Consider the following 22,877-nt stretch of genomic DNA (forward strand, 5'->3'; position numbering starts at 1 on the left):
AAGAGCCTGAAGGACGCCGGCAAGCTGCTGTCGCTCGCGAAGGCCGTGTGGGACATGGCGCCGAAATCGGTGTCGTCGCCGCCGTGCCAGGAGATCGTCTGGGAAGGCGACGACGTCGACCTGAACCCAGGCGTTGTGGAGCGCCGCGCAGTTGAAGCTGCCGATCACGTTCGTGATCCTGAACAACCGGCGCTACGCGGCGCTGCAGGATTTCGCACCCGTGTTCGGCTTCGGCCCGGACGATCCCGTGCAGGGCACCGATCTGCCGAACCTGGATTTCGTCGCGCTCGCGCAAGGGATGGGCTGCCGTGGCGTGCGCGTGACCGCCGCCGCGCACCTGCGCGACACGCTGGCCGACGCACTGCGTGCCGCGACGCCGGTCGTAGTCGAAGTCGAGATTGCCTGAATTACGTGATGCGCAGCGCGCGTCCTTCCGGAGATTCCATGCAAACCGTATCGATGCTGATCGGCGGCGAACGCCGTCATTCATCCAGCGGCGCGACCTTCGTGCGCCGCAACCCGCTTGATGGCGAAGTCGCGTCCGCAGCGCCCGCGTGCACCGTCGACGATGCGCGCGCGGCGGCCGACGCGGCCGCCCGCGCATTTCCTGGTTGGGCCGCGCTCGGCCCCGGCGCACGGCGCGCGCTGTTGCTGAAAGCGGCCGCCGCGCTCGAAGCGAAGCACGAACAGTTCGTCGCCGCGATGGCGGCGGAGACGGGCGCGTCCGCGCTGTGGGCCGGCTTCAACGTGCAGCTTGCCGCGAGCGGGCTCGTCGAGGCCGCGTCGCTGACCACGCAGGTCGGCGGCGAGCTGATCCCGTCCGACGTGCCCGGGTCGCTCGCGATGGGCGTACGGCAGCCGGCCGGCGTCGTGCTCGGCATCGCGCCGTGGAATGCGCCGGTGATCCTTGCGACGCGCGCGCTCGCGCTGCCGCTCGCGTGCGGCAACACGGTCGTGCTGAAGGGCTCGGAGCTGTGTCCCGTCACGCACGGTCTGATCGTCGAGGCGCTGCAGGAAGCCGGGCTGCCGGCGGGCGTCGTCAATTTCGTGACGAACGCGCCCGAGGATGCGGGCGCCATCGTCGATGCACTGATCGCGCATCCGGCCGTGCGCCGCGTGAATTTCACGGGCTCGACGCGAGTCGGCAGGATCGTCGCCGAAGCCTGCGCGCGCCATCTGAAGCCGTCGGTGCTGGAGCTCGGCGGCAAGGCGCCGTTCGTCGTGCTCGACGATGCCGATCTCGACGCGGCGGTCGCGGCGGCCGCGTTCGGCGCGTTTGCGAATTCCGGGCAGATCTGCATGTCGACCGAGCGCATCGTCGTCGACGCCTCGATCGCCGATGCGTTCGTCGCGAAGCTTGCCGACAAGGCCGCGTCGCTGCCGCTCGGCGATCCTCGCAACGGGCCGGTCGTGCTCGGTTCGCTGATCGACATGAAGGCCGTCGAGCGCTGCAACGCGCTGATCGACGACGCGCTCGCGCACGGCGCGACGCTCGTGTGCGGCGGCAAGGCCGACAGCACGCTGTTCCCGGCCACGCTGCTCGACCATGTGACGCCGGCGATGCGCATCTATGCCGAGGAGTCGTTCGGCCCGGTGAAGGGCATCGTGCGCGTCGATGGCGAGGACGCCGCGATCCGTTGCGCGAACGACAACGCGTTCGGGCTGTCGTCGGCCGTGTTCAGCCGTGATGTCGCGCGTGCGATGCGCGTCGCGGCGCGCATCGAATCGGGCATCTGCCACGTGAACGGTCCGACCGTGCACGACGAGGCGCAGATGCCGTTCGGCGGCGTGAAGGACAGCGGCTTCGGCCACTTCGGCGGCAAGGCCGGCATCGCGGCGTTCACGGACCTGCGCTGGATCACGGTGCAGACCGCACCGCGCCACTATCCGTTCTGACGAGGCCGACGACGATGAGGATTGCGATTCTGGGCGCCGGCGCGATGGGCTCGCTGTTCGGCGGGCTGCTGGCCGAAAGCGGCGAGGCCGTCACGCTGATCGACGTGAACGACGCGCATCTCGACGCGATTCGCCGCGACGGGCTGCGCATCGACGACGATCGTGGTGAACGTACCCTCCGCGCGCTGCACGTGCTCCGGCCGGAAGCTGCGAACGCGCAGGCGTCGCCCGACACACCATTCGACCTGCTGATCGTCTTCACGAAGTCGCTGCACACGCGCCACGCGCTGGACGGCGTGCGCGCGCTGCTGAGCCCCTTCACGTACGTGCTGACGCTGCAGAACGGGCTCGGCAACGTCGAGACGCTGAATGCGTTCGTGCCGATCGAGCGCATTCTCGTCGGCGTCACGACCTGGCCGGCCGATCTCGCCGGGCCTGGCCATGTGCATTCGCACGGCGCGGGCGTCGTCAGGATGATGACGGCCGACGGCGCGGAGCGCTCGTTCGCGGCAGCCGTCGCCGACGCGCTGTCGCGCGCGGGGCTGGCTTGCTCGCTCGATGAAGACGTGTGGGCCGCGATCTGGGAGAAGGTCGCGTTCAATGCGGCGCTCAACACGCTGTGCGCGGTGACGGGCTGCACGGTCGACCAGCTCGGCGAACATCACGACGGGCCGCGGCTTGCGCAGGCGATCGCCGCCGAGACGGCGGCGGTCGCGCGCGCGAAGGGCATCGCGGTCGACGGCGAACGCATCGCGCGCAACGTCGAGCATGCGATCCGCGCGCATCGCGGTCATCGCCCGTCGATGCTGCAGGACGTGCTCGCGGGCCGTCGCACGGAAATCGACGCGATCAGCGGCAAGGTCGTCGCGGCAGCGCGTGAAGCAGGCGTCGCGGTGCCGCATGCGGAGACGCTGCTCGCGCTGGTCAGGCTGATCGACGCGCGGGTGAACTGAGCATCAGGCGGGCGGCGCGGTTTGCGCCGCACGACGGGACGAGCGCGTCGCGCGCAGGCGACGGCGCCGGATCGGGACAGGTTGGACGAGACACCGAAGGCGGCGCCGATGCGTCGACGCCGGCCGCCTGCGCAGCACGAGATCCGGGCACGCGCCGCTGCGCCAGCCCGGGCAACCGGAGACGCCATGAACGCCATCGAATGCCCTTGTCTTGCCGCGCGCCGCTTGCGCATGTTGCCGCCCGAGCGCGGCGCACGGGAGGTCGCATGAGCACGCGCGACGGATTGTTGCCGCCGTCCGTCGACATCGGCGCGACGCTCGACGACGGGCCGTTCACGACGATGCAGCGCTGCGTGGTGCTGCTCGCCGCGCTCGCGATCGTGCTCGACGGCTTCGACGGCCAGCTGATCGGCTTCGCGATCCCGGTGCTGATCCGCGAATGGGGCATCACGCGTGATGCGTTCGCGCCGGCGGTGGCGGCCGGGCTGGTCGGGATGGGCATCGGCAGTGCGTGCGCGGGGATCGTCGCGGACCGCTTCGGCCGCCGCCAGGCCGTGATCGGCAGCGTGTTCCTGTTCGGCATCGCGACCTGTGCGATCGGCTTCGCACCGGACGTCACGGCGATCGCGGTGCTGCGTTTCGTCGCGGGCCTCGGGATCGGCGGCGCATTGCCGACTGCCACGACGATGACGGCCGAATATACGCCCGCGCGGCGTCGCACGATGATGGTGACCGCGACGATCGTCTGCGTGCCGCTCGGCGGAATGCTGGCCGGCCTGTTCGCGCACGAGGTGCTGCCGCGCTACGGCTGGCGCGGGCTGTTCTTCGCTGGCGGCGCGTTGCCGCTCGTGCTCGGCTTCGTGCTCGTGCGTGCGTTGCCCGAATCGCCGCGCTATCTCGCGCGGCGCCCCGCGCGCTGGCCGGAACTCGGCGCGCTGCTCGCGCGGATGGAGCGGCCCGTCGCGCCGGGCACCGCCTTCACCGACCTGAGGGACGCACGCGCGGCAGGCGGCCGCGGCGGCTTCGGCGCGCTGTTCGCGAGCGGCCAGGCGCGCGACACGATCGCGCTGTGGTGTGCGTTCTTCATGTGCCTGCTCGCCGTGTATGCGGCGTTCAGCTGGCTGCCGACGATGCTGGCGGCGAGCGGGCTGAGCGTGTCGGTCGCGGGGACGGGGCTCACCGCGTACAACCTCGGCGGCGTGATCGGCGCGCTGTTGTGCGCGTGGACGATCGCGCATGCCGGGTCGCGCTGGCCGCTCGTGCTGTGCAGCATCGGCGGCGCGGCGAGTGCGGTGTGGCTGATGGGTGTCGACGCGAGCCGCCACACGGGCTGGCTGATCGTCGGGCTCGGCCTGCACGGGTTGTTCGTCAACGCGGTGCAGTCGACGATGTATGCGCTCTGCGCGTACATCTACCCGACGGCCGTGCGCGCGACCGGCACCGCGAGCGCGCTTGCGTTCGGCCGGCTCGGCGCGATCCTCAGCGCGTTCGCGGGCGCGATCGTGATCACCACGGGCGGCGCCACGGCCTATCTGACGATGCTGGCGATTGCGATGGGGATTGTCTGCGTCGCGCTGCTCGTCGTGCGACGGCATATTCCGCGACTGTCGCGCGCGGCGGTGCAGCCGCGCGACGGGGAGGAGCTGGCCCGCACGTCGTCGTGACGGCGGGCGGGCCCGGGGGGGCGTTGCACGTTACAGCGTGGTGCGTACGTGCCAGAGTTCAGCGAACAGCACGACGTCGAGCATCTTGCGCAGGTACGGCGCACCGCTGGTGCCGCCCGTACCCTGCTTGAAGCCGATGATGCGCTCGACGGTCGTCACGTGACGGAAGCGCCACTGGCGGAACGCATCCTCGAGATCGACGAGTTCCTCGGCCATCTCGTAGAGCTCCCAGTGCTGCTGCGGGTGACGGTACACCTCGAGCCACGCGGCTTCGACCGTCTCGTCGTGCCGGGTCGGCTGCGTCCAGTCGCGCTCGAGCCGCTCCGCCGCGATCGGGAAGCCGCGCCGCGCGAGCAGGCGCACGACTTCGTCGTAGAACGACGGCGCCTCGAGCGTCGCACGCACCTGTTCGAGGATGTCGGGCCGGTGCGCATGCGGCTGCAGCATCTGCACGTTCTTGTTGCCGAGCAGGAATTCGAGCTGCCGATACTGATAAGACTGGAAACCCGACGACTGCCCGAGATACGGCCGCATCGCCGAATACTCGGACGGCGTCATCGTCGACAGCACGTTCCACGCCTGTACCAGTTGCTCGAGGATGCGCGACACACGCGCGAGCATCTTGAACGCCGGCGGCAGCGCGTCGGTGCGCACCGCGTCGAGGGCGCCGCGCAGTTCGAACAGCGCGAGCTTCATCCACAGCTCGCTCGTCTGATGCTGGATGATGAACAGCATCTCGTTGTGATCGGGCGACAGCGGATGCTGCGCGTCGAGGATCGAATTCAGCGACAGGTAGTCGCCGTAGCTCATCGACTTCGAGAAGTCGAGTTGCGCGTTGTGCCAGCCGGCATCGCCGGGCACGTGCGACGCTTCGTGCGCCACCTGGGCCGCTGGTGCCGAATGTGCGGCGCGTGCGCCCGAGAACGGGCAGCCCGCCGGCGCGTCGTCGCCGGGTGGCTGCATATGACCAGAATTCACGACTCTCTCCAGATTTGAATGACGGGGCGCGGCGCGCGGCTTGCACGCGCCGGGCAAGGCCGATCAGGTCACCGCGCCGCGTTCGGCGAACTCGGGCGCCTTCCACGCGTCGGTGGCGAGGATGTCGCGCAGCGTCTCGACGGCGTCCCACACGTCGGCGAAGCGGGTATAGAGCGGTGTGAAGCCGAAGCGCAGCACGTACGGCTCGCGGTAGTCGCCGATCACGCCGCGCGCGATCAGCGCCTGCATCACCTCGTAGCCGTGCGGATGCTCGAAGCTCGCCTGCGAGCCGCGCTGGTGATGCGCACGCGGCGTGACGAGCTTCAGCGACAGGCCCGCGCAGCGCGCTTCGACGAGCGCGATGAACGCGTCGGTCAGCGCGAGCGACTTGCGGCGGATCGCGTGCATGTCGGTCTGCAGGAACACGTCGAGCCCGCATTCGACCATCGACATCGACACGATCGGCTGCGTGCCGCACAGGAAGCGGGCGATGCCCGGATCGGGCGCGAAGCCCGGCTGCATCGCGAACGGTGCGCGGTGGCCCCACCAGCCGGACAGCGGCTGCGAGAAGTGCGCGTGATGGCGCTGCGGCACCCACACGAAGGCGGGCGAACCGGGGCCGCCGTTCAGGTACTTGTACGTGCAGCCGACCGCGCCGTCCGCGCGTGCGCCGTTCAGGTCGACCGGCACCGCGCCGGCCGAGTGCGCGAGATCCCACAGCATCAGCCCGCCTGCGTCGTGCACGAGCTGCGTGACGGCCGGCATGTCGTGCATGTAGCCGGTGCGGTAGTTCACGTGCGTGATCATCGCGACGGCCGTGTCCGCGCCGAGCGCGTCGGGCAGGTCGGCCGGGTCGTCGATCAGGCGCAGTTCGTAGTCGCCGCCGAGCTGCTCGATCAGCCCCTGCGCGATATACAGGTCGGTCGGGAAGTTCGAGCGTTCCGACACGATCACGCGGCGTTCGGGCGCGCGCCCGGCCTGGTGGCGCACCATCGCCGACAGCAGCTTGAACAGGTTGATCGAGATCGTATCGGTCACGACCGTCTCGCCGGGGGCGCCGCCGATCAGCGTCGCGAGCTTGTCGCCGAGACGGCGCGGCAGCGCGAACCAGCCGGCCGTGTTCCAGCTGCGGATCAGGCCTTCGCCCCATTCGGCGCCGATCACCTGCTGCGCGCGGGCGGCCGAGGCGCGCGGCTGCGCGCCGAGCGAGTTGCCGTCGAGGTAGATCACGCCGTCGGGCAGGGAGAACTGGTCGCGCAGCGGGGCGAGCGGGTCGTCGCGGTCGAGCGCGAGCGCGTCTTCACGGGTCTTGATCATGATGTGGGGTCGTCAGTCGGGGTAATCAGGCGGCACGCGCGGGCAGCGTGCGCAGCACTGCACGCACGGGGCTCGCGTCGAGCGTCGCGAATTTCAGCGGCAGTGCGATCAGTTCATAGTCGCCGGGCGGCACGTCGTCGAGCACGATGCCTTCGAGGATTGCCATCCGGTGCGCGCGCACGCGGTGGTGCGCATCCATCGTCTTCGATTCCTGCGGGTCGAGCGAAGGCGTGTCGATGCCGATCAGCTTCACGCCGTGCGCGGCGAGCAGGTCGATGGTCTCGGGCGCGACCGCGCAGAAGTCGCTGTCCCACTGCTCGACGCTGGCGCGTGCACAGGTGCGCAGCAGCACGCGCGGCGGTATGCCGTCGAGCGCGGCCGCGACATCGGCCGGCTGCACGACCGGCGATGCGCCGATGCAATGGATCACGCGGCACGGGCCGAGGTAGGTGTCGAGCGGCACGGCGCCGATCGGCGCGCCGTCGGCGTCATAGTGCAGCGGCGCGTCGCAGTGCGCGCCCGTGTGCGGCGACAGCGTCAGGCGTGCGACGTTGACCGGCGAGCCGGCCTCCATCCGCCACACGCGTTCGACGGAAACCGGCGTATCGCCCGGCCACACGGGGGTGGCGGGGCTGACAGGCGGCGAGATGTCCCAGAGGGTGTCCATGGCATGACGATTCGGTGAGTCGATCCTTCGAATGATAGGTGGACGCTCGCAGAAAGTGCTTGCGAAATAAACATGGACAATCCGCCGGATTGGCAGATAATTCGACTCAGAGGGAAAACGGGGACCAAAAATGCACGCGATCACGCTCGATGCCACCGACTGCCGGATTCTGGCGGTACTGCAGGAAGAGGGCAGAATCAGCAATCTCGACCTGGCGGAACGGATTTCGCTTTCGCCATCCGCCTGTCTGCGCCGCATGCGCCTGCTCGAGGAGCAGGGCGTGATCGAGCACTATCGCGCGTGCCTGAGCCGCGAGAAGCTCGGCTTCGAGCTCGAGGCGTTCGTTCAGGTGTCGATGCGCAACGAAGAGAATCAATGGCACGAGCGCTTCGCGGAAGCGCTGCGCGAATGGCCGGAGGTGGTCGGCGCGTTCGTCGTGACGGGCGAGAGCCACTATCTGCTGCGCGTGCTCGCGCACAACCTCAAGCACTATTCGGATTTCGTGCTGAACCGGCTCTACAAGGCGCCGGGCGTGATGGACATCCGGTCGAACATCGTGCTGCAGACGCTGAAGGATGAAGCCGGCGCGCCGGTCGGGCTGGCGCGCACGGGGGCGATCAAAGCGGTGTAAGGCCGTGGAAGCCGCCGCCGTGGAACACGAGCGGCGGTGCCGTGTCCGATTCCGTGCGCACGCCGCAGCGCTCCACTTCGCCGACGAAGATCACGTGGTCGCCTTCATCGTAGCGGCTGCGGTTGTGGCATTCGAACCACGCGAGCGCGCCGTCGAGCACGGGCATCCCCGAGTTGCCGGCCGCATGCGCGATCCCTTCGAAGCGGTCGCCCTTGTAGGTCGAGAAGCGCTTGCACAGGTCGAGCTGCGAGGCCGCGAGCACGTTCACCACGTAATGGCTGTTGCCGCGGAACACGGGCGTCGACGCCGATTTGTGCGCGAGGCTCCACAGCACGAGCGGCGGATCGAGCGAGACCGAGTTGAACGAGCTGGCGGTGATCCCGATCAGCTGGCCGGACGGCGCGCGCGTCGTGATCACCGTCACGCCCGTGGCGAACTGGCCGAGGGCTTGCCGGAAGGCGGCCGAGTCGAAATCCGGAGGATTGGCGTGGCTCATCGCGCGGTCATCCGGAACGAGACGGGCGGGCGCGGCGCGACGCGGATGGGGCGGGCACGGCGGACGAAAGGCGACAAGGCGGTCGAGGGGGAAGGGGTGCGCATGGCCCGATTTTAGCGGAATCGGGGCCGCCGGGCCCGGCCGGACGGCGCATTGCGGGAGCAGGGTGACGTAGCGAACACTGCGGCGCGCTGCCGGATGCGCGATTGCACGCTGCCGGCACGGCCGTTCTGTCGCGTTTTTCGTGCGGCATCGCCGCTCCGCCCGGCACCCTTGCTTGACATCGGCCGCAGGTCCCCCCGCACTATCGCGCCGCCGCCAGCCCGAGCGACAACGCGCCCGTCACGATCAGGCTCGACGCCCACACCGCGTCGAGATTGAACCAGCTCCGCGATACGAACTTCAGCCCGAGATAGCGGTACACGAGCCAGGCGAGCCCGCCGCCGGCGCCGATCATCGCGATGGCATGCACGGCCGCGACGACGAGCGCCATCCCGAGATGCGCATCGACGAGCGTGGCCGCCGCGCGATGGCCGGCGTCCTGGTCGAGCCCGCACAGCCCGAGGTAGATCGGTACCAGCATCAGCCCCGCACCATGCGCGATCGCGACCGCGAACGACCACAGGCCGAGCCGCGCGGGCGGGATCCGCGCGAGCGCCCGCGGATGCCGGCGCCGGATCAGCAGCACGGCGCCGAAGCCGATCACGAGCGCGCTCGCGCCGATCCGGATCGCCGTTTGCCACGCGAGCAGCGCGGCGAGCAGCCCGAACGGCAGCATCACCGCGAACACGGCGAGCGCATGGCCGAGCGCGAGATAGCCGAGCGCCGCGACGAGCGCGCCGCCGCGGCGCGTCATCAGCGCGTTCGACACCGCGAGCGGCCAGCCCATCGCGGGGTTGAGCCCGTGATACACCCCGCTCGCGAGTACGGCCGCCCACAGCGCGAACGGGGCGTGAACGCCGGTGTTCAACGCTTGACCGACGGATAGCAGAACGAGTCGGTCGAGCAGTCGCCGCCTTCGAGCCGGATCTGGTGCGCGCGATAGCCGTCGGGGAACTCGACCCAGTAATCGTCGGCGAGCGTCAGCCCGCCTTCCGGCCCCACGTGCGCGAGCACCTGCGCGCCCGGCACGCCGTCCGGATAGAACTGGTCATCCCACGTCGAATACAGCGAGTTGGTCCAGTACACGCGCTTCCCGTCGCGGCTGATCTCGACCATCTGCGGGCCGCCCGCGAACGTGCGGCCGTTCGAGTGCGGTGCGCGGCGCGCGATGCCGCCGATCCGGACCGACCCCGCGAGCACCGGGTTGTGCGGATCCGACACGTCGTACTGGCGCATCTCGCCGGTGCCCCAGCAGGACACGTAGAGGAAGCGATCGTCGAGCGACAGGTCGATGTCGGTCACGAGCGGCGGCACCGCACCGAATCCTTGCAGCAGCGGCGGCAGTTCGTCGGCCGAGGCCGGCTCGGCCGGGATCGTCGCCGTCTTCTTCACATGGAACTTGCCGCCTTCGCGCCACCAGGTCCAGATCGAGCCTTCGAGATTGGTCGTGTCGACCACGACGCCGACGAACCCGTATTCGCGCGCCGGGTCGTGCGCGGGCCGCACCTCGAGCGCCATCTGGTGCTGCGCGCCGAGATCGATCGTCTGCACGTTGCGCCGCGCGCGCAGGTCCCAGAAATGCAGGCGATGCCCGTATTTGTTCGCGAGCAGGTCCTCGGGCACGATCCCGTTCTCGAATTGCGGCGGCAGCGCCCATTCGCTCGACACCATGTAGTCGCGCGGCAGGTTCCACCAGAAGTCGTAATGCTTGTCCTGCGGGCCGCGGTCGATCTCCCAGCGGCCGAGCACGTCGAAGGTCTCGCAATCCATGATGAAGATGCCGGGCGCACCGTCGGTGCCGTCCTTGCCTGCGCCGCCGAGCGTGCTCACGTAAATGCCCTCGGGCCCGCAGTGCACGGTGTGCGGCCGCGAATAGCCGGTCTTCGAGAAGATCTCGTCGGGCTCGATGATCTTGTGGATGCGCGCCTGCGTCGGATGCGGCTTCGTGTCGATCACGTAGATGCGCGACGAGCGCAGGCCCGGGATGATCAGGAAGCGACGTTCGAGGAACGCATGGCCGGTCAGCGGCGACAGCGACGACGAGCACGCATTCCAGCCGAAGTGGTGAAACTCGTCGCCGGTGTTCGGCATCGTCACCGTATGCACGATCTTTCCGTAGGTCGGCGAACCAGGCTTCACGTCGATCACGGCGAGCGCGTCGGGTCTGGAAAAATCGGGGCTCAGCAACAACGTATAGGCAAACGCTTCCGGCGGCGCCTGCATCGCAAGTTCCGGCGAAGCGTGAAACGTCGGGTCAGGCCGCATGCTCATGGTGATGCCCTCTCGATGGTGTCGGATCGTGGTCGCACGGCCGTTCGTTGCGGGCGTGCGAGTCGGGGTTGCCGCACGGCGCGCATCACGCCGGCGGGAGCGATCGGCAGGCGGACGCACGCGTCGGCGCGCGTGCGACGCCGTGCATCAGATCGTGAAAGCGGATAAAGGCGGTGTGCCGGATCGCCGCCCGCGGGGCGAGGCGGATGCGCGGCCAGGGGGTGATGCAATCGAAGCCGCGGCCCGCGACGCGGCGACGGCCGGACGCGTGACGCGGGTGATGTCTGTTAAGGCATGCATAGCGATGTTCCGGCAGATGATGTTTGCATCAGGGTCGGGCATGCATCGGGCGCTTTGCGCGAGACAGCGGGTTTGCCGCCGCGCCCGCGCGTGCCTAAGTGTAGTCGAGAAAACGGGCGGCCGGTCGTGCGCGGCACCTGTGCACTCTGTCAGGTTCGCGCGCGAGTGAGATACTTGCCGACGTGCCGTTGCGACCCGCGTGCGGGTGGGCAGCGGCGAGACGGAACGGGGGCGCCGGCGCATGCGTGCCGGCTGCCGACATCAACGAGGGACTGATTTCATGGTGAACGAGATGCTTGAAACCGCGACATTGGGAGGCGGGTGTTTCTGGTGCACGGAGGCGGTGTTTCTCGACGTCGACGGCGTGACGGCCGTCCAGTCGGGCTACGCGGGCGGCCATACGCGCAATCCCGGCTATCGCGACATCTGCGAGGGCGACACGGGCCACGCGGAAGTCGTCAACGTGACGTTCGATCCGGCACGCATCGGCTATCGCGAGATCCTCGAGATCTTCTTCGCGACGCACGATCCGACCCAGTTGAACCGGCAGGGCAACGACGTCGGCACGCAGTACCGTTCGGTCGTGTTCACCCATTCGGACGCGCAGCGCGACACGGCGCTCGACGTGATCCGCGAACTGGAGCGCGAGCAGGTGTTCGGGCAGCCGATCGTCACGCAGGTCGTGCCGCTCGACGGCAACTACTGGCCGGCCGAGGACTATCACCAGAACTATTACGCGCGTAACCCGGGGCAGGGCTATTGCTCGGTCGTGATCGGGCCGAAGCTCGCGAAATTCCGGCAGAAGTTCTCGCACCGGCTGAAGTCGCTGCGCGGCGCGTGAGCGTCGTGACCGCGGCCGGCGCAAGCCGGTATCAAGCGGGTATCAAGCCGCCTCGTTGCGCCACTGCGCGCACGCGGCGGCGATCTCGCGCGCAAGCGCGATGCACGACAGCGGCGCGGAGCCTTCCGCCTTGTTGTTGATCGTGATGATCACCGGCTGCCCGGCCAGCGCATAGCGCGCGGCCAGCTCGGCGAGCGCCGAGCGCGTGGCCGGATCCTCGTCGACGAGCTTGTCGAACGGCTCGTACTTCGCTTTCGCCTGTTCATACTTGAAGCCGCCGTGCAGGCTCCAGCGCACGATCAGCGGGCCCGGCGCGTCGCCGTCGAGCAGCGCGAGCGCGGCCGCCTGGCGCAGCGGGTCGGGCATCCGCGCGTGCAGGCCGACGCAGTAGCGCACGCCGAGCGCGGCCAGCGCGCGGATGAAGCGCGGCGTGAGCAGGCTCGCGTCGCGAATCTCGATCGCGTAGCGGGTGCCGTCGGCTTCCGGCGGCAGCGGCGGCAGCGCCGCGAAGAACGCGGCCAGCCGGTCGATCAGCGCAGCCGGCTGGGCAAGCATCTGGTCGGGCAACGGCGAGAACTGGAATACAAGCACGCCGGCTTTCCGGCCGAGCCCTTCGAGGCACGGCTGCACGAATTCCCGGGTGGCGAGATCCGCGTCGAGGAAGGTCGGGTTCGGTCCCGACGGTTCGCCGCGCCGGCCGCGGATCACCGCGTCGGTCACGGAGGCGGGCGCCTTCACGACGAAGCGGAAATCGTCGGGCACCTGCTGCGCATAGCGCAGGTAGTCGGCCACCGACAGCGGGCCGTAGAACGACCGGTCGAGGCTCACGCTCTTCAGCAGCGGATGCGCGCCATACGCTTCGAGCCCTTCGCGCGAGAGTTTCGTCTGAGCAAAATCGCCGTCGTAGACGATGCCGTCCCAGCCCGGGAAATACCACGACGACGTGCCGAGCCGGACGTTCGGCGGCAGGCCGGCCGCTGCGTCGGCCACATCCGGCGCGATCGGTGCGGGCAGCACGCCGCGTCGGCGCCGGCCTTTCTTCGGCGGCTCAGCGGGCGGGGACGGCTCGTCCCACAGCAGGCCGGAAGCGGCGGGCGGTGTTTCGTCCGAAGAACGGGGGGCGGTGCGGGTGCGCGGTGCCGGCCGCGCGTCGTCAGGCGCGCCCGGGTTCACATGGCCGTCAGCGTCGGCAGGCGGAACATCGTTCTCGGGCGACGCGCGTGCGGCGTCGGCCGGCACGCCGAACAGGTCGAATTGCCCGTCGGCGTGCGGCGCGTTGGCGTCGTCGTGCTGCTGTCGTTCCGGCGGCGCCTTGCGCCGCGTCCTGCCGTCACCCATGCATGCCCAGCGTGAAGCGCTGCCTAGCGCGGCAGCGCGTGTTCGTACATATAGCGCCGCGACCACGGCAGCGTTTTCGCGCTCTGCCCGGCCTTGCGGCACACGATCTGGAAGATCGACACGTCGTCGTGCTCGAACGCATACGCGCAGCCGGCCAGATACACGCGCCAGATGCGGAATTTTTCGTCGTCGACGAGTTGTCGCGCGGCGTCGGCCTTCGCCTCGAAGTTTTCCGTCCAGATATCGAGCGTGCGCGCATAGTGCCGGCGCAGGCTTTCGACGTCAATCGCTTCGAGCCCGCCGCGCTGCGCGGCTTCCAGCGCGAGGCTGATGTGCGGCAGTTCGCCGTCCGGGAACACGTAGCGGTCGATGAACTCGCCGCCGCCGAGCGCCGTCTCGCCGCTTTCCGCGTCGGTCGACGTGATCCCGTGGTTCATCGCGATGCCGTCGTCGGTGAGCAGCTCATGGATCCGTGAGAAATAGAGCGGCAGGTTCTTGCGCCCGACGTGCTCGAACATCCCGACGCTCGTGATGCGGTCGAATTGCCCGTCGATCTCGCGGTAGTCCTGCAGCCGGATCTCGATCCTGTCTTCCAGCCCGGCGGCCTTCACGCGCGCGGTCGCGAGGTCGAACTGGTTCTGCGACAGCGTGACGCCGAGGCACTGCGCGCCGAACTTCTGCGCGGCGCGCAGCACGAGCGCGCCCCAGCCGCAGCCGATGTCGAGCAGGCGCTGGCCGGGCTGGAGCCGGATCTTCGTCAGGATGTGGTCGATCTTCTTGATCTGCGCGGTGGCGAGATCCTCGTCGCCGTTCTCGAAGTACGCGCACGAGTACACCATGTTCTCGTCGAGCCACAGTTTGTAGAACTCGTTCGAGACGTCGTAGTGATACTGGATCGCCTTCTTGTCGGTGCTCTTCGAGTGATTGAAGTAGCGCTTCACGCGCGCCAGCTTGCTCGCGCTCGTCACCGTGCTGCGCGCGAGCGAGTAGCCGATGTTGATGATGTCCGACAGCTTGCCTTCGATGTCGATCTTGCCCTTCACGTACGCCTCGCCGAGATTGTCGAGGCTCGGTTCGAGCAGGAGCGGCAACGCCGACGCGCTGTTGACCTTCAGCGTGACCTGCGGCGCGCTGAAGGTGCCGAAATCGAGTTGGTCGCCGTTCCACAGCACGAGGCGCGCCGGTATGTTCGCCTTCGCCCGTACTTCGTCCGCCCACTGTGCCAGCTTCTTTTCCCAGAACATTTGGATTCTCCGTTTGTTCGTTGAATCGAATACAGCCAAGTATCTTGACCGGCGCCCGCCGCTTGCGGCGCGGGCACCCGGATGCAACACGAGACACGACCGGCGCGCGCCGGCGCCGCGCTTAAGGCGACAGGCGCGAAATCGACCAGCCCGTCGACGTGCCGGCGTCGCGCGTGTAGAGCAGGCGGTCGTGCAGCCGCGACGGGCGGCCCTGCCAGAACTCGATCGAGTCGGGCACGAGGCGGTAGCCGCCCCAGTGTGGCGGGCGCGGCGGGTTGTCGCCGTAGCGTTCGCCGACGGCCTTTTCCTGCGCTTCGAGCGTCGCGCGGCTGTCGATCACCGCGCTCTGCGCGGATGCCCAGGCCCCGATGCGCGAGCCGAGCGGGCGTGATGCGAAATAGCGGTCGCTTTCTTCTGCGCTGGTTTTCTCGATCCGGCCTTCGATGCGCACCTGGCGTTCGAGCTCGATCCAGTAGAACAGCAGCGCGGCCTGCGGATGCGCGGCGAGATCGCGCCCCTTGCGGCTTTCGTAATTGGTAAAGAAGACGAACCCGCGCTCGTCGACGCCCTTGATGAGCACGATGCGTGCCGACGGCCGGCCGTCGGCGCCGACGGTCGCGAGCGTCATCGTGTTCGGCTCGGGCAGCTTGGCGGCGAGCGCCTCCTTGAACCAGCGGTCGAACTGGGCGAACGGGTCGTGGGCGACGTCGGCCTCGTCGAGCGAAGCACGTGAGTAATTGATGCGGAGATCGGCGAGAGTCGTCATGTTATGCAAACGCTTCAATCTGGAACCATTGTAGCCAACGCGCAAGAAACGTGCGTGCACAGTGGCGCGTGCGAGCGGGGAGTTCAGGCAAAATAGAGGGCTGCACGACTTACGTTTTCCTTTCCGCCATGTCCGTCGCCGACGCTGCCCCGCCCAGTTCCTCTGATCTTACCCCGACCCCGGAAATCCAGCTTGACGTGGATCGCGCGCGGCGTTTCGGCGGCGTTGCGCGCCTGTACGGCGCACCGGCCGCCGCCGCGTTCGAGCGCGCGCACGTTGCGGTGATCGGGATCGGCGGCGTCGGCTCGTGGGTGGCCGAGGCGCTCGCGCGCAACGCGGTCGGCACGCTGACGCTGATCGATCTCGACAACGTTGCCGAAAGCAATACGAACCGGCAGATCCACGCGCTCGACGGCAATTACGGCAAGCCGAAGGTCGACGCGATGGCCGAGCGGATCGCGCAGATCGATCCCGCATGCCGCGTGAACCGGATCGAGGATTTCGTCGAGCCCGACAACTTCGACGCGCTGCTCGGCGGCGGCTTCGACTACGTGATCGACGCGATCGACAGCGTGCGCACGAAGGTTGCGCTGATCGCATGGTGCGTCGCGAAGCGCCAGCCGCTCGTCGTGGTCGGCGGCGCGGGCGGCCAGCTCGACCCGACGCGCATCCGGATCGACGATCTCGCGCTGACGATCCAGGATCCGCTGCTGTCGAAAGTGCGCGCGCAATTGCGCAAGCAGCACGGCTTTCCGCGCGGGCCGAAGGCGCGTTTCAAGGTCAGCGCCGTGTATTCGGACGAGCCGCTGATCTATCCGGAAGCAGCCGCGTGCGACCTCGAGGACGGCACGGAGCCGTCCACGGCCGCGCACGTCGCGGGGCTCAACTGTGCGGGGTTCGGTTCGAGCGTGTGCGTGACCGCGAGCTTCGGCTTCGCGGCCGCCGCGCATGCGCTGCGCGCGATCGCGGCGCAGGCCGCCGGCTGAGCCGCTGCGAATCGCGGTCGTCGAGGCGTTGCGGCACGTGACGCGCGCCGTCGCCCGTCATGCGGGGCGATCCCGCAGCCGGGCCGTTGCGGCCCGGCCGGTCACACATCCGTTCAGTTGAGCGCCATGCTCAGCCTGCGCCGCCACCCGGCGACGAGATCCGGGCGATCGCCGGCCAGCTCGAACACCGAGATCAGCGTGCGGCGGCCGAGATCGTCGCCGTACGCGCGGTCGCGCGTGACGATTTCCAGCAACTGCTCCACCGCGCCTTCGTACGCCCGCCGCGCGATCAGGCTCTGCGCCAGATCGAAGCGCGCGTCGAGGTCGGCCGGGTTCGCCGCGATGCGCGCTTCGAGCGCATCGGTCGGCGGCAGGTCGGCCGTGGCGTCGAGTGCGTCGAAACGGGTCTTGATCGCCTGGTAGCGCGGATCGCCGTTCTGCACGGTCTGCGGCGACAGGCGCTCGGTCTCGGCGCGTGCGGCGTCGACCTGGTTGTTCGCGAGCAGCAGTTCGATCAAATCGAGGCGGGCGTCGTCGAAGCCGGGGTTCAGCGCGAGCGCCGCCTCGAGGTGCGTGAGCGCGTCGTCGTAGCGCGCCTCGGCCATCGCGTACTGCGCGGCACGCCGTTCGGCTTCCTCGGGTGCCGGCAGCAGCCGGTCGAGGAAGGCGCGCAGCTGGCCTTCGGGCAGCACGCCGACGAACTGGTCGACCGGGCGCCCGTCGGCGAACGCGATCACGTGCGGGATGCTGCGCGTCTGGAAGTGCGCGGCCAGTTCCTGGTTCTCGTCGACGTTGACCTTCACGAGCTTCCAGCGGCCTTCGTAGTCGCCTTCGAGCTTTTCCAGCAGCGGGCCGAGCGTCTTGCAGGGGCCGCACCACGGCGCCCAGAAGTCGACCAGCACGGGTGCGTCCAGCGACGCCTCGATGACGTCTTTCTCGAATGTGGCAAGCGTGGTGTCCATGTCGTTCTCTTCCGTTCGAATGTCGTCAGGATGGGGGCGGCGCGCCGCTTTTTCAACGCGGCTTCGACTCGGGCAGCGGAATCCACTCGGTCTCGCCCGGCACCTTGCCCAATTCCTGGCGCGTCCAGGCTTCTTTCGCGCGCTCGATCGCCTCGCGGCTGCTGGCGACGAAATTCCATTCGATGAAGCGCTCGCCGTCGATCTTGTCGCCGCCGAGCAGCATCGCACGCGCGCCGCTGCCGCTCGTCAGCGTGACCGCGGCGCCGGGCGCGAGCACGGCCATCTGCTCGGCCGGCACCGGCGTGCCGTCGATCGCGAGCGCGCCGTCGACCACGTAGACCGCGCGCTCCTCGTGCGACGCGTCGAGCGCGAGACGGCCGCCGGCCGCGAATTCAGCCGCGACGTACAGCGTGCGCGAGAACGTCGTGACCGGCGAGCGCAGCCCGAACGCATCGCCGGCGATCACCGTCAGCGATACGCCGTCCTCGTTGCGCTTCGGCAGCGTGTCGGCCGCATGGTGCTCGAACGACGGCTCGGTCGTCTCGTGCGCGCGCGGCAGTGCGACCCAGGTCTGGATCCCGTGCACGGTGTGGCCGTGTTCGCGCTGCGCGTCGGGCGTGCGTTCGGAGTGGACGATCCCGCGGCCGGCCGTCATCCAGTTCACGTCGCCCGGCACGATCTCCTGCAGCGAGCCGAGGCTGTCGCGGTGCAGGATCGCGCCGTCGAACAGGTAGGTGACGGTGGCGAGGCCGATATGCGGGTGCGGGCGCACGTCGAGCCCCGTGCCGGGCGGCAGCGTGGCGGGCCCCATGTGATCGAAGAAGATGAACGGGCCGACGAGGCGGGCGGCGAGCGCGGGCAGCGTGCGGCGCACCTGCAGGTTGCCGATGTCGCGCACGTGCGGCTTCAGCAGGGCTTTGATCGGAGCGGTCATGACGGATCCTGTGGGGCGGCGGGGGATGCCGGTCATTGTACTGGCCTCCGCCGCCGATTCCATGTGGGCCGCGCGGGTATCGGGCCGGGGGCTGAAACCCGGTAGACTGACCGGCTTCTCAGAGGAAAATGCCGGGCCGCCCCGGGTTTTCCGCCTCGAAGGCAGTCTTCTCGGGGCGCCCGGCGCAACGCGACAGGGCCTGAGTGCACCTTGCACGACCATTCGACAATCGAGGAGACGCCGATGATGGCCCCGAAGGACTTGCTGCTTGCGCTGGTCGTGATCCTGGCGTGGGGCGTGAACTTCGTCGTGATCAAGGTCGGCCTGCACGGGATGCCGCCGATGTTGCTCGGCGCGCTGCGCTTCACGCTCGCGGCCGTGCCCGCGGTGTTCTTCGTGCGCCGGCCGCAGATTCCGTGGCGCCTGCTGGTGCTGTACGGCGCGACGATCCAGCTCGGCCAGTTCGTGTTCCTGTTCACCGGCATGTACGTCGGCATGCCGGCCGGCCTCGCGTCGCTCGTGCTGCAGTCGCAGGCGTTCTTCACGCTCGTGTTCGCGATGCTGTTCCTCGGCGAGCGGCTGCGCATGCAGAACCTGCTCGGGCTCGCGATCGCCGCGGGCGGGCTCGTCGTGATCGCGGCGCAGGGCGGCCGCGCGATGACGCTCGCGGGCTTCCTGCTGACGATCTGCTCGGCCGCGATGTGGGCGTTCGGCAACATCGTCACGAAGAAGGTCGGCCGTGCGAACCTCGTGTCGCTCGTGGTGTGGGCCAGCCTCGTGCCGCCCGTGCCGTTCTTCCTGCTGTCGCTGTGGTTCGAAGGGCCGCAGCGGATCGCGACCGCGCTCGCCGGGCTGAACGGTGCGTCGATCTTCGCGGTCGTCTATCTTGCGTTCGTCGCGACGCTGCTCGGCTACGGGCTGTGGAGCCGCTTGTTGTCGCGCTATCCGGCCGCGCAGGTCGCGCAGTTCTCGCTGCTGGTGCCGATCGTCGGCCTCGCGTCGTCGGCGCTGCTGCTCGACGAGCATCTGACGCAAACGCAACTGATCGGCACCGCGCTCGTGATGGGCGGGCTCGCGGTGAACGTGTTCGGCGGGAAACTGATGCGCCGCTTCGCGGCGTCGTGACGCGCCGGCACGCACTGCGTGCCGGCGGCGGGGCGGGGTGGCCGGGTACGGCCGTCAGGCCATCCGGCTCTTCGCAAGCGGCGGATTCGCGGCGAAATAACGCTTGATGCCGCGGAAGATCGCGTCGGCCATCTGGTCGCGATAGCCGTCGTCGTTCAGCCGGCTCTCTTCTTCCGGGTTGCTGATGAAGGCCGTTTCAACGAGGATCGACGGAATGTCGGGCGCCTTCAGCACCGCGAACCCGGCCTGCTCGACCGAGCCCTTGTGCAGCTTGTTGATGCCGCCGACTTCCTTCAGCACGTAGTTGCCGTAGCGCAGCGAATCGCGGATCTGCGCGGTCGTCGACATGTCGAACAGCGCGCGGTTCACGGCCGCGTCCGCCGTCTTGATGTTGATGCCGCCGATCAGGTCGGACGAATTCTCCTTGTTCGCCATCCAGCGCGCCGCGGCGCTCGTCGCGCCGTGGTCGGACAGCGCGAACACCGACGAGCCGCGTGCGGACGGCGTCGTGAATGCATCGGCGTGGATCGACACGAACAGGTCGGCGCCCACGCGGCGCGCCTTCTGCACGCGCACGTTCAGCGGCACGAAGAAGTCGGCGTCGCGCGTCATCATCGCGCGCATGTTCGGCGCGCTGTCGATCTTCGCGCGCAGCTTCTTCGCGATGTCGAGCGCGATATGCTTCTCGTACGTGCCGCCGCCGCCGATCGCGCCCGGATCCTCGCCGCCGTGGCCCGGATCGATCGCCACCGTCAGCAGGCGAACGGTGCTGCCCTTGCCGGATTTCGGCGCGGTGAACTTGTAGGTGTCGCCATCGTCGTCGCTGTCGTCGCGGCGTGCGATGACGGGCGGCGGCTTGACGGCCGGCTTCGCGGGCGTCGAAGGCGTGGCGGGCGGCGTGTGCGGCGTGGCCGGCGTGTTCTGCGCGAAGCGCTGGAAGAACGCGTCGCTGTTGTCGCCCGCGCCGGGCGGCGGGGTACCGGGGCCGGCCAGCGTGGACGGCGGCTGCATCTGCTGCGCGCGCGCGTTGTCGTTGAGCGCCTGTTCCTTGCGTTCCGTCTGCGCGATCAGGTCGGACAGCGGATCGGGCGCGACGGCCGGATACAGGTCGAACACGAGCCGGTACTTGTAGGTGCCGACGGGCGGCAGCGTGAACACTTGCGGCTTCACCGAGCCTTTCAGGTCGAACACCATCCGCACGACGTGCGGCTGATACTGGCCGACACGCACCGACTGGATCTGCGGATCGTTCGGCGCGATCTTCGACACGAGGTCGCGCAGTGCCTGGTCGAGGTCGAGGCCGGTCAGGTCGACGACGAGACGGTCGGGACCCTGCAGCAGCTGTTGGCTATTCTGCAGCGGCTGGTCGGATTCGATCGTCACGCGCGTGTAATCGCGAGCGGGCCACACGCGCACGCCGAGCACCGACGACGCGCGTGCGAGCCGCGGTGCGACGAGACCGAGCACCAGCGTCGACGCGCCCGCGCACAGGATCTGGCGGCGCCGCCAGTTGTGCGTCGCGGTGGCCGCCGATTCGATCGAGCGGAACGGTTTGATCAACATCTTTCGAGACATGCCTTTCCTGAAGCGCTGTACGCCCGGACGGTGAGGGCGCGGCCTTCGCCATCCACGTCGAGCGAGAAAACCAGATCGGGTACGCCGAGCAGCGTGCCTGCCTGTTGTGGCCATTCGACGAGGCAGATCGCGCTGGAATTGAAATATTCGCGAAAGCCTGCGTCGGACCATTCGGCCGGATCGTTGAAACGATACAGATCGAAGTGATAGACCTCGAGTTCCCCATCGTCGCGTTCGAGCGCGTACGGCTCGACGAGCGTATAGGTCGGGCTGCGCACGCGCCCCGTGTGGCCGAGGCCGCGCAGGATCGCGCGCACGAGGGACGTCTTGCCCGCGCCGAGATCGCCGACCAGCTGGATCTGCAGCCCGTCGAACGCATGCGCGCGGGCGAGCTCGGTGCGCGCCGCGTCGAGCGCGTGCGCGAAGCGGATGCCGAAGGCCTCGGTCGCCGCTTCGTCGGCGAGCGCGATCACGCGCTCCGCGAGCAGGGCGGGCAGCATGGCGTCGTGAGGCGGATGGCTGGGCGTGGCTGGCATTCTCGTAAAATAGTGCGATGAACCGATTACCGGAACTCGCCGCATCCGACAGACCTTCGACTCGTGCCGAAGGCGCGGCACCGTGCGCGCTCGACGATGCGGCGTTGACTGCGCTCGCCGCGCGCATCAGGGCGTGGGGGCGCGAATTGGGTTTCGGGGCGATCGGCATCAGCGATACCGATCTCTCGGATGCCGAAGCAGGCCTCGCCGCCTGGCTGGAAGCCGGATACCACGGCGAAATGGATTATATGGCGAAACATGGGATGAAACGCGCGCGTCCGGCCGAACTTGTGGCCGGTACGCGACGCGTGATCTCCGCCCGGCTCGCCTATTTACCGGCCGAAACGCTCGCCGCCGACGCGGCTGAAAGCGAGCCGGGCGCGCTCGTACTGCACGACTGGCGCGCACGCGAACGGGCCCGGCTCGACGATCCGCAGGCGGCCGTCGTGTCGATCTACGCGCGCGGCCGCGACTATCACAAGGTGCTGCGCAACCGCCTGCAGACGCTCGCCGAGCGCATCGAGCAGGAGATCGGCGCGTTCGGCTACCGCGTGTTCACCGATTCGGCACCCGTGCTCGAGGTCGAGCTCGCGCAGAAGGCCGGCGTCGGCTGGCGCGGCAAGCACACGCTGCTGCTGCAGCGCGATGCGGGCTCGCTGTTCTTCCTCGGCGAGATCTACGTCGACGTTCCGCTGCCGACCGACGCGCACACGTCCCCCGACACCGCGCCCGAGACGCCCGGCGCGCACTGCGGCAGCTGCACGCGCTGCATCGATGCCTGCCCGACCGGCGCGATCGTCGAGCCGTACCGCGTCGACGCGCGCCGCTGCATCTCGTACCTGACGATCGAACTGAAAGGCAGCATCCCCGAGCCGCTGCGGCCGATGATCGGCAATCGCGTGTACGGCTGCGACGACTGCCAGCTCGTCTGCCCGTGGAACAAGTTCGCGCAGGCCGCGCCCGTCGCCGATTTCGACGTGCGGCACGGCCTCGATCGCGCGACGCTCGTCGAGCTGTTTGCGTGGGATGCGGACGCGTTCGATACGCGGATGCAGGGCAGTGCGATCCGGCGCATCGGCTACGAAAGCTGGCTGCGCAATCTCGCGGTCGGGCTTGGCAATGCGCTGCGCGCGGACGCGGGCCGGCTCACGCCGCAGGCGCGCGATGCGATCGTCGCCGCGTTGCGCGCACGGGCCGACGATCCGTCGCCGGTCGTGCGCGAGCATGTCGAATGGGCGCTGCGTGCTGCGTGAAGGCGGCGTAAAGTGTCGTCGGCGCGCGGGGGTGCCGCGCGC

General features: G+C 69.0%; 21 protein-coding genes and 1 pseudogene. 9 read left to right on the top strand and 13 right to left on the bottom strand.

All coding sequences use genetic code 11. From position 1 onward, the window contains the following. The 4 genes and pseudogenes from F3J15_RS28335 to F3J15_RS28350 form a co-directional block, all read left to right on the top strand. A pseudogene (locus F3J15_RS28335) lies at positions 1 to 406 on the top strand (thiamine pyrophosphate-dependent enzyme); the annotation flags it as partial. A gap of 38 nt (positions 407 to 444) precedes the next feature. Continuing rightward, positions 445 to 1,896, top strand: coding sequence for an aldehyde dehydrogenase (locus F3J15_RS28340; protein ID WP_089446298.1), 1,452 nt, complete (start codon positions 445 to 447; stop codon positions 1,894 to 1,896). Positions 1,897 to 1,910: 14 nt separating this feature from the next. Continuing rightward, positions 1,911 to 2,849 (top strand): 2-dehydropantoate 2-reductase, encoded by a 939-nt coding sequence (locus F3J15_RS28345; RefSeq protein ID WP_089446297.1) that lies wholly within the window; start codon positions 1,911 to 1,913, stop codon positions 2,847 to 2,849. Positions 2,850 to 3,115: 266 nt separating this feature from the next. Then, the gene (locus F3J15_RS28350; protein ID WP_166895372.1) at positions 3,116 to 4,513 is read left to right on the top strand and encodes an MFS transporter; all 1,398 of its coding nucleotides are present in this window, start codon (positions 3,116 to 3,118) and stop codon (positions 4,511 to 4,513) included. 30 nt (positions 4,514 to 4,543) lie between these two features. Here F3J15_RS28350 and kynA read toward each other — a convergent pair whose 3' ends face one another. The 3 genes from kynA to kynB all read right to left on the bottom strand — a co-directional run bounded on the left by kynA (position 4,544) and on the right by kynB (position 7,475). Continuing rightward, positions 4,544 to 5,476: a tryptophan 2,3-dioxygenase gene (gene kynA, locus F3J15_RS28355; RefSeq protein ID WP_166895400.1), complete on the bottom strand. Its 933-nt coding sequence runs from the start codon at positions 5,474 to 5,476 to the stop codon at positions 4,544 to 4,546. A 78-nt stretch (positions 5,477 to 5,554) separates the two neighbouring features. Next, positions 5,555 to 6,805, bottom strand: coding sequence for a kynureninase (gene kynU, locus F3J15_RS28360; RefSeq protein WP_089441320.1), 1,251 nt, complete (start codon positions 6,803 to 6,805; stop codon positions 5,555 to 5,557). A 28-nt stretch (positions 6,806 to 6,833) separates the two neighbouring features. Beyond that, positions 6,834 to 7,475 carry an arylformamidase gene (gene kynB / locus F3J15_RS28365; RefSeq protein WP_166895373.1) on the bottom strand — a complete coding sequence of 214 codons (642 nt, stop codon included), beginning with the start codon at positions 7,473 to 7,475 and terminating at the stop codon, positions 6,834 to 6,836. Between the two features lie 130 nt (positions 7,476 to 7,605). Between kynB and F3J15_RS28370 the strand changes: the two genes are divergently transcribed. Then, a complete protein-coding gene (locus F3J15_RS28370; protein WP_006477992.1) occupies positions 7,606 to 8,106 on the top strand; it encodes an Lrp/AsnC family transcriptional regulator in 501 nt (166 codons plus the stop codon). Here the strand turns inward: F3J15_RS28370 and F3J15_RS28375 are convergent. The 3 genes from F3J15_RS28375 to F3J15_RS28385 all read right to left on the bottom strand — a co-directional run bounded on the left by F3J15_RS28375 (position 8,093) and on the right by F3J15_RS28385 (position 10,975). After that, positions 8,093 to 8,602 carry a flavin reductase family protein gene (locus tag F3J15_RS28375; protein WP_069248708.1) on the bottom strand — a complete coding sequence of 170 codons (510 nt, stop codon included), beginning with the start codon at positions 8,600 to 8,602 and terminating at the stop codon, positions 8,093 to 8,095. The genes F3J15_RS28370 and F3J15_RS28375 overlap by 14 nt on opposite strands. 304 nt (positions 8,603 to 8,906) lie before the next feature. Then, positions 8,907 to 9,572, bottom strand: coding sequence for a hypothetical protein (locus F3J15_RS28380; RefSeq protein ID WP_166895374.1), 666 nt, complete (start codon positions 9,570 to 9,572; stop codon positions 8,907 to 8,909). Continuing rightward, the gene (locus F3J15_RS28385) at positions 9,569 to 10,975 is read right to left on the bottom strand and encodes a selenium-binding protein SBP56-related protein (protein WP_069248706.1); all 1,407 of its coding nucleotides are present in this window, start codon (positions 10,973 to 10,975) and stop codon (positions 9,569 to 9,571) included. The genes F3J15_RS28380 and F3J15_RS28385 overlap by 4 nt, the downstream gene beginning before the upstream one ends. Positions 10,976 to 11,555: 580 nt before the next feature. On the opposite strand from F3J15_RS28385, the gene msrA reads away from it, so the two are divergent. After that, positions 11,556 to 12,116: a peptide-methionine (S)-S-oxide reductase MsrA gene (msrA, locus tag F3J15_RS28390; protein ID WP_041492935.1), complete on the top strand. Its 561-nt coding sequence runs from the start codon at positions 11,556 to 11,558 to the stop codon at positions 12,114 to 12,116. 42 nt (positions 12,117 to 12,158) lie between these two features. Here msrA and F3J15_RS28395 read toward each other — a convergent pair whose 3' ends face one another. The 3 genes from F3J15_RS28395 to pdxH all read right to left on the bottom strand — a co-directional run bounded on the left by F3J15_RS28395 (position 12,159) and on the right by pdxH (position 15,464). Next, a complete protein-coding gene (locus F3J15_RS28395; protein ID WP_166895375.1) occupies positions 12,159 to 13,454 on the bottom strand; it encodes a DUF72 domain-containing protein in 1,296 nt (431 codons plus the stop codon). 23 nt (positions 13,455 to 13,477) lie between these two features. After that, positions 13,478 to 14,698 (bottom strand): cyclopropane-fatty-acyl-phospholipid synthase family protein, encoded by a 1,221-nt coding sequence (locus F3J15_RS28400; protein ID WP_166895376.1) that lies wholly within the window; start codon positions 14,696 to 14,698, stop codon positions 13,478 to 13,480. Between the two features lie 121 nt (positions 14,699 to 14,819). Beyond that, positions 14,820 to 15,464, bottom strand: a complete 645-nt coding sequence (pdxH, locus tag F3J15_RS28405) for a pyridoxamine 5'-phosphate oxidase (RefSeq protein WP_166895378.1) — start codon at positions 15,462 to 15,464, stop codon at positions 14,820 to 14,822. Between the two features lie 128 nt (positions 15,465 to 15,592). Between pdxH and tcdA the strand changes: the two genes are divergently transcribed. Continuing rightward, on the top strand, positions 15,593 to 16,450 hold the full coding sequence (gene tcdA / locus F3J15_RS28410) for a tRNA cyclic N6-threonylcarbamoyladenosine(37) synthase TcdA (RefSeq protein ID WP_166895380.1): 858 nt from the start codon (positions 15,593 to 15,595) through the stop codon (positions 16,448 to 16,450). 113 nt (positions 16,451 to 16,563) lie between these two features. On the opposite strand, the gene trxA is transcribed toward tcdA, so the two are convergent. Both trxA and F3J15_RS28420 read right to left on the bottom strand, forming a co-directional pair. Further along, positions 16,564 to 17,412: a thioredoxin gene (gene trxA, locus F3J15_RS28415; protein ID WP_069248701.1), complete on the bottom strand. Its 849-nt coding sequence runs from the start codon at positions 17,410 to 17,412 to the stop codon at positions 16,564 to 16,566. A 52-nt stretch (positions 17,413 to 17,464) separates the two neighbouring features. Continuing rightward, the gene (locus tag F3J15_RS28420; protein WP_166895382.1) at positions 17,465 to 18,346 is read right to left on the bottom strand and encodes a pirin family protein; all 882 of its coding nucleotides are present in this window, start codon (positions 18,344 to 18,346) and stop codon (positions 17,465 to 17,467) included. Between the two features lie 246 nt (positions 18,347 to 18,592). Between F3J15_RS28420 and F3J15_RS28425 the strand changes: the two genes are divergently transcribed. After that, positions 18,593 to 19,471 (top strand): EamA family transporter, encoded by an 879-nt coding sequence (locus F3J15_RS28425; RefSeq protein ID WP_174943614.1) that lies wholly within the window; start codon positions 18,593 to 18,595, stop codon positions 19,469 to 19,471. Between the two features lie 54 nt (positions 19,472 to 19,525). On the opposite strand, the gene F3J15_RS28430 is transcribed toward F3J15_RS28425, so the two are convergent. Together F3J15_RS28430 and tsaE are read right to left on the bottom strand one after the other, a co-directional pair. Then, entirely contained in the window at positions 19,526 to 21,046 is a 1,521-nt protein-coding gene (locus tag F3J15_RS28430) for an N-acetylmuramoyl-L-alanine amidase (RefSeq protein WP_089484478.1), read from the bottom strand. Then, a complete protein-coding gene (gene tsaE, locus F3J15_RS28435) occupies positions 21,028 to 21,582 on the bottom strand; it encodes a tRNA (adenosine(37)-N6)-threonylcarbamoyltransferase complex ATPase subunit type 1 TsaE (RefSeq protein ID WP_166895384.1) in 555 nt (184 codons plus the stop codon). The genes F3J15_RS28430 and tsaE overlap by 19 nt, the downstream gene beginning before the upstream one ends. A 17-nt stretch (positions 21,583 to 21,599) precedes the next feature. On the opposite strand from tsaE, the gene queG reads away from it, so the two are divergent. Next, entirely contained in the window at positions 21,600 to 22,835 is a 1,236-nt protein-coding gene (gene queG, locus F3J15_RS28440) for a tRNA epoxyqueuosine(34) reductase QueG (protein ID WP_069248696.1), read from the top strand. The last annotated feature ends 42 nt before the right edge of the window (positions 22,836 to 22,877 follow it).

Source organism: Burkholderia sp. Ap-955 (genome assembly GCF_011753045.1).
GTDB lineage: Bacteria > Pseudomonadota > Gammaproteobacteria > Burkholderiales > Burkholderiaceae > Burkholderia > Burkholderia lata_D.

Coding starts and splice junctions, on each gene's coding strand:
- F3J15_RS28340 (WP_089446298.1), top strand. CDS start 445: ATGCAAACCGTATCGATGCTGATCGGCGGCGAACGCCGTCATTCATCC.
- F3J15_RS28345 (WP_089446297.1), top strand. CDS start 1,911: ATGAGGATTGCGATTCTGGGCGCCGGCGCGATGGGCTCGCTGTTCGGC.
- F3J15_RS28350 (WP_166895372.1), top strand. CDS start 3,116: ATGAGCACGCGCGACGGATTGTTGCCGCCGTCCGTCGACATCGGCGCG.
- kynA (WP_166895400.1), bottom strand. CDS start 5,476: ATGCAGCCACCCGGCGACGACGCGCCGGCGGGCTGCCCGTTCTCGGGC.
- kynB (WP_166895373.1), bottom strand. CDS start 7,475: ATGGACACCCTCTGGGACATCTCGCCGCCTGTCAGCCCCGCCACCCCC.
- F3J15_RS28370 (WP_006477992.1), top strand. CDS start 7,606: ATGCACGCGATCACGCTCGATGCCACCGACTGCCGGATTCTGGCGGTA.
- F3J15_RS28375 (WP_069248708.1), bottom strand. CDS start 8,602: ATGAGCCACGCCAATCCTCCGGATTTCGACTCGGCCGCCTTCCGGCAA.
- F3J15_RS28385 (WP_069248706.1), bottom strand. CDS start 10,975: ATGAGCATGCGGCCTGACCCGACGTTTCACGCTTCGCCGGAACTTGCG.
- msrA (WP_041492935.1), top strand. CDS start 11,556: ATGGTGAACGAGATGCTTGAAACCGCGACATTGGGAGGCGGGTGTTTC.
- F3J15_RS28395 (WP_166895375.1), bottom strand. CDS start 13,454: ATGGGTGACGGCAGGACGCGGCGCAAGGCGCCGCCGGAACGACAGCAG.
- F3J15_RS28400 (WP_166895376.1), bottom strand. CDS start 14,698: ATGTTCTGGGAAAAGAAGCTGGCACAGTGGGCGGACGAAGTACGGGCG.
- pdxH (WP_166895378.1), bottom strand. CDS start 15,464: ATGACGACTCTCGCCGATCTCCGCATCAATTACTCACGTGCTTCGCTC.
- tcdA (WP_166895380.1), top strand. CDS start 15,593: ATGTCCGTCGCCGACGCTGCCCCGCCCAGTTCCTCTGATCTTACCCCG.
- trxA (WP_069248701.1), bottom strand. CDS start 17,412: ATGGACACCACGCTTGCCACATTCGAGAAAGACGTCATCGAGGCGTCG.
- F3J15_RS28420 (WP_166895382.1), bottom strand. CDS start 18,346: ATGACCGCTCCGATCAAAGCCCTGCTGAAGCCGCACGTGCGCGACATC.
- F3J15_RS28425 (WP_174943614.1), top strand. CDS start 18,593: ATGGCCCCGAAGGACTTGCTGCTTGCGCTGGTCGTGATCCTGGCGTGG.
- F3J15_RS28430 (WP_089484478.1), bottom strand. CDS start 21,046: ATGTCTCGAAAGATGTTGATCAAACCGTTCCGCTCGATCGAATCGGCG.
- tsaE (WP_166895384.1), bottom strand. CDS start 21,582: ATGCCAGCCACGCCCAGCCATCCGCCTCACGACGCCATGCTGCCCGCC.
- queG (WP_069248696.1), top strand. CDS start 21,600: ATGAACCGATTACCGGAACTCGCCGCATCCGACAGACCTTCGACTCGT.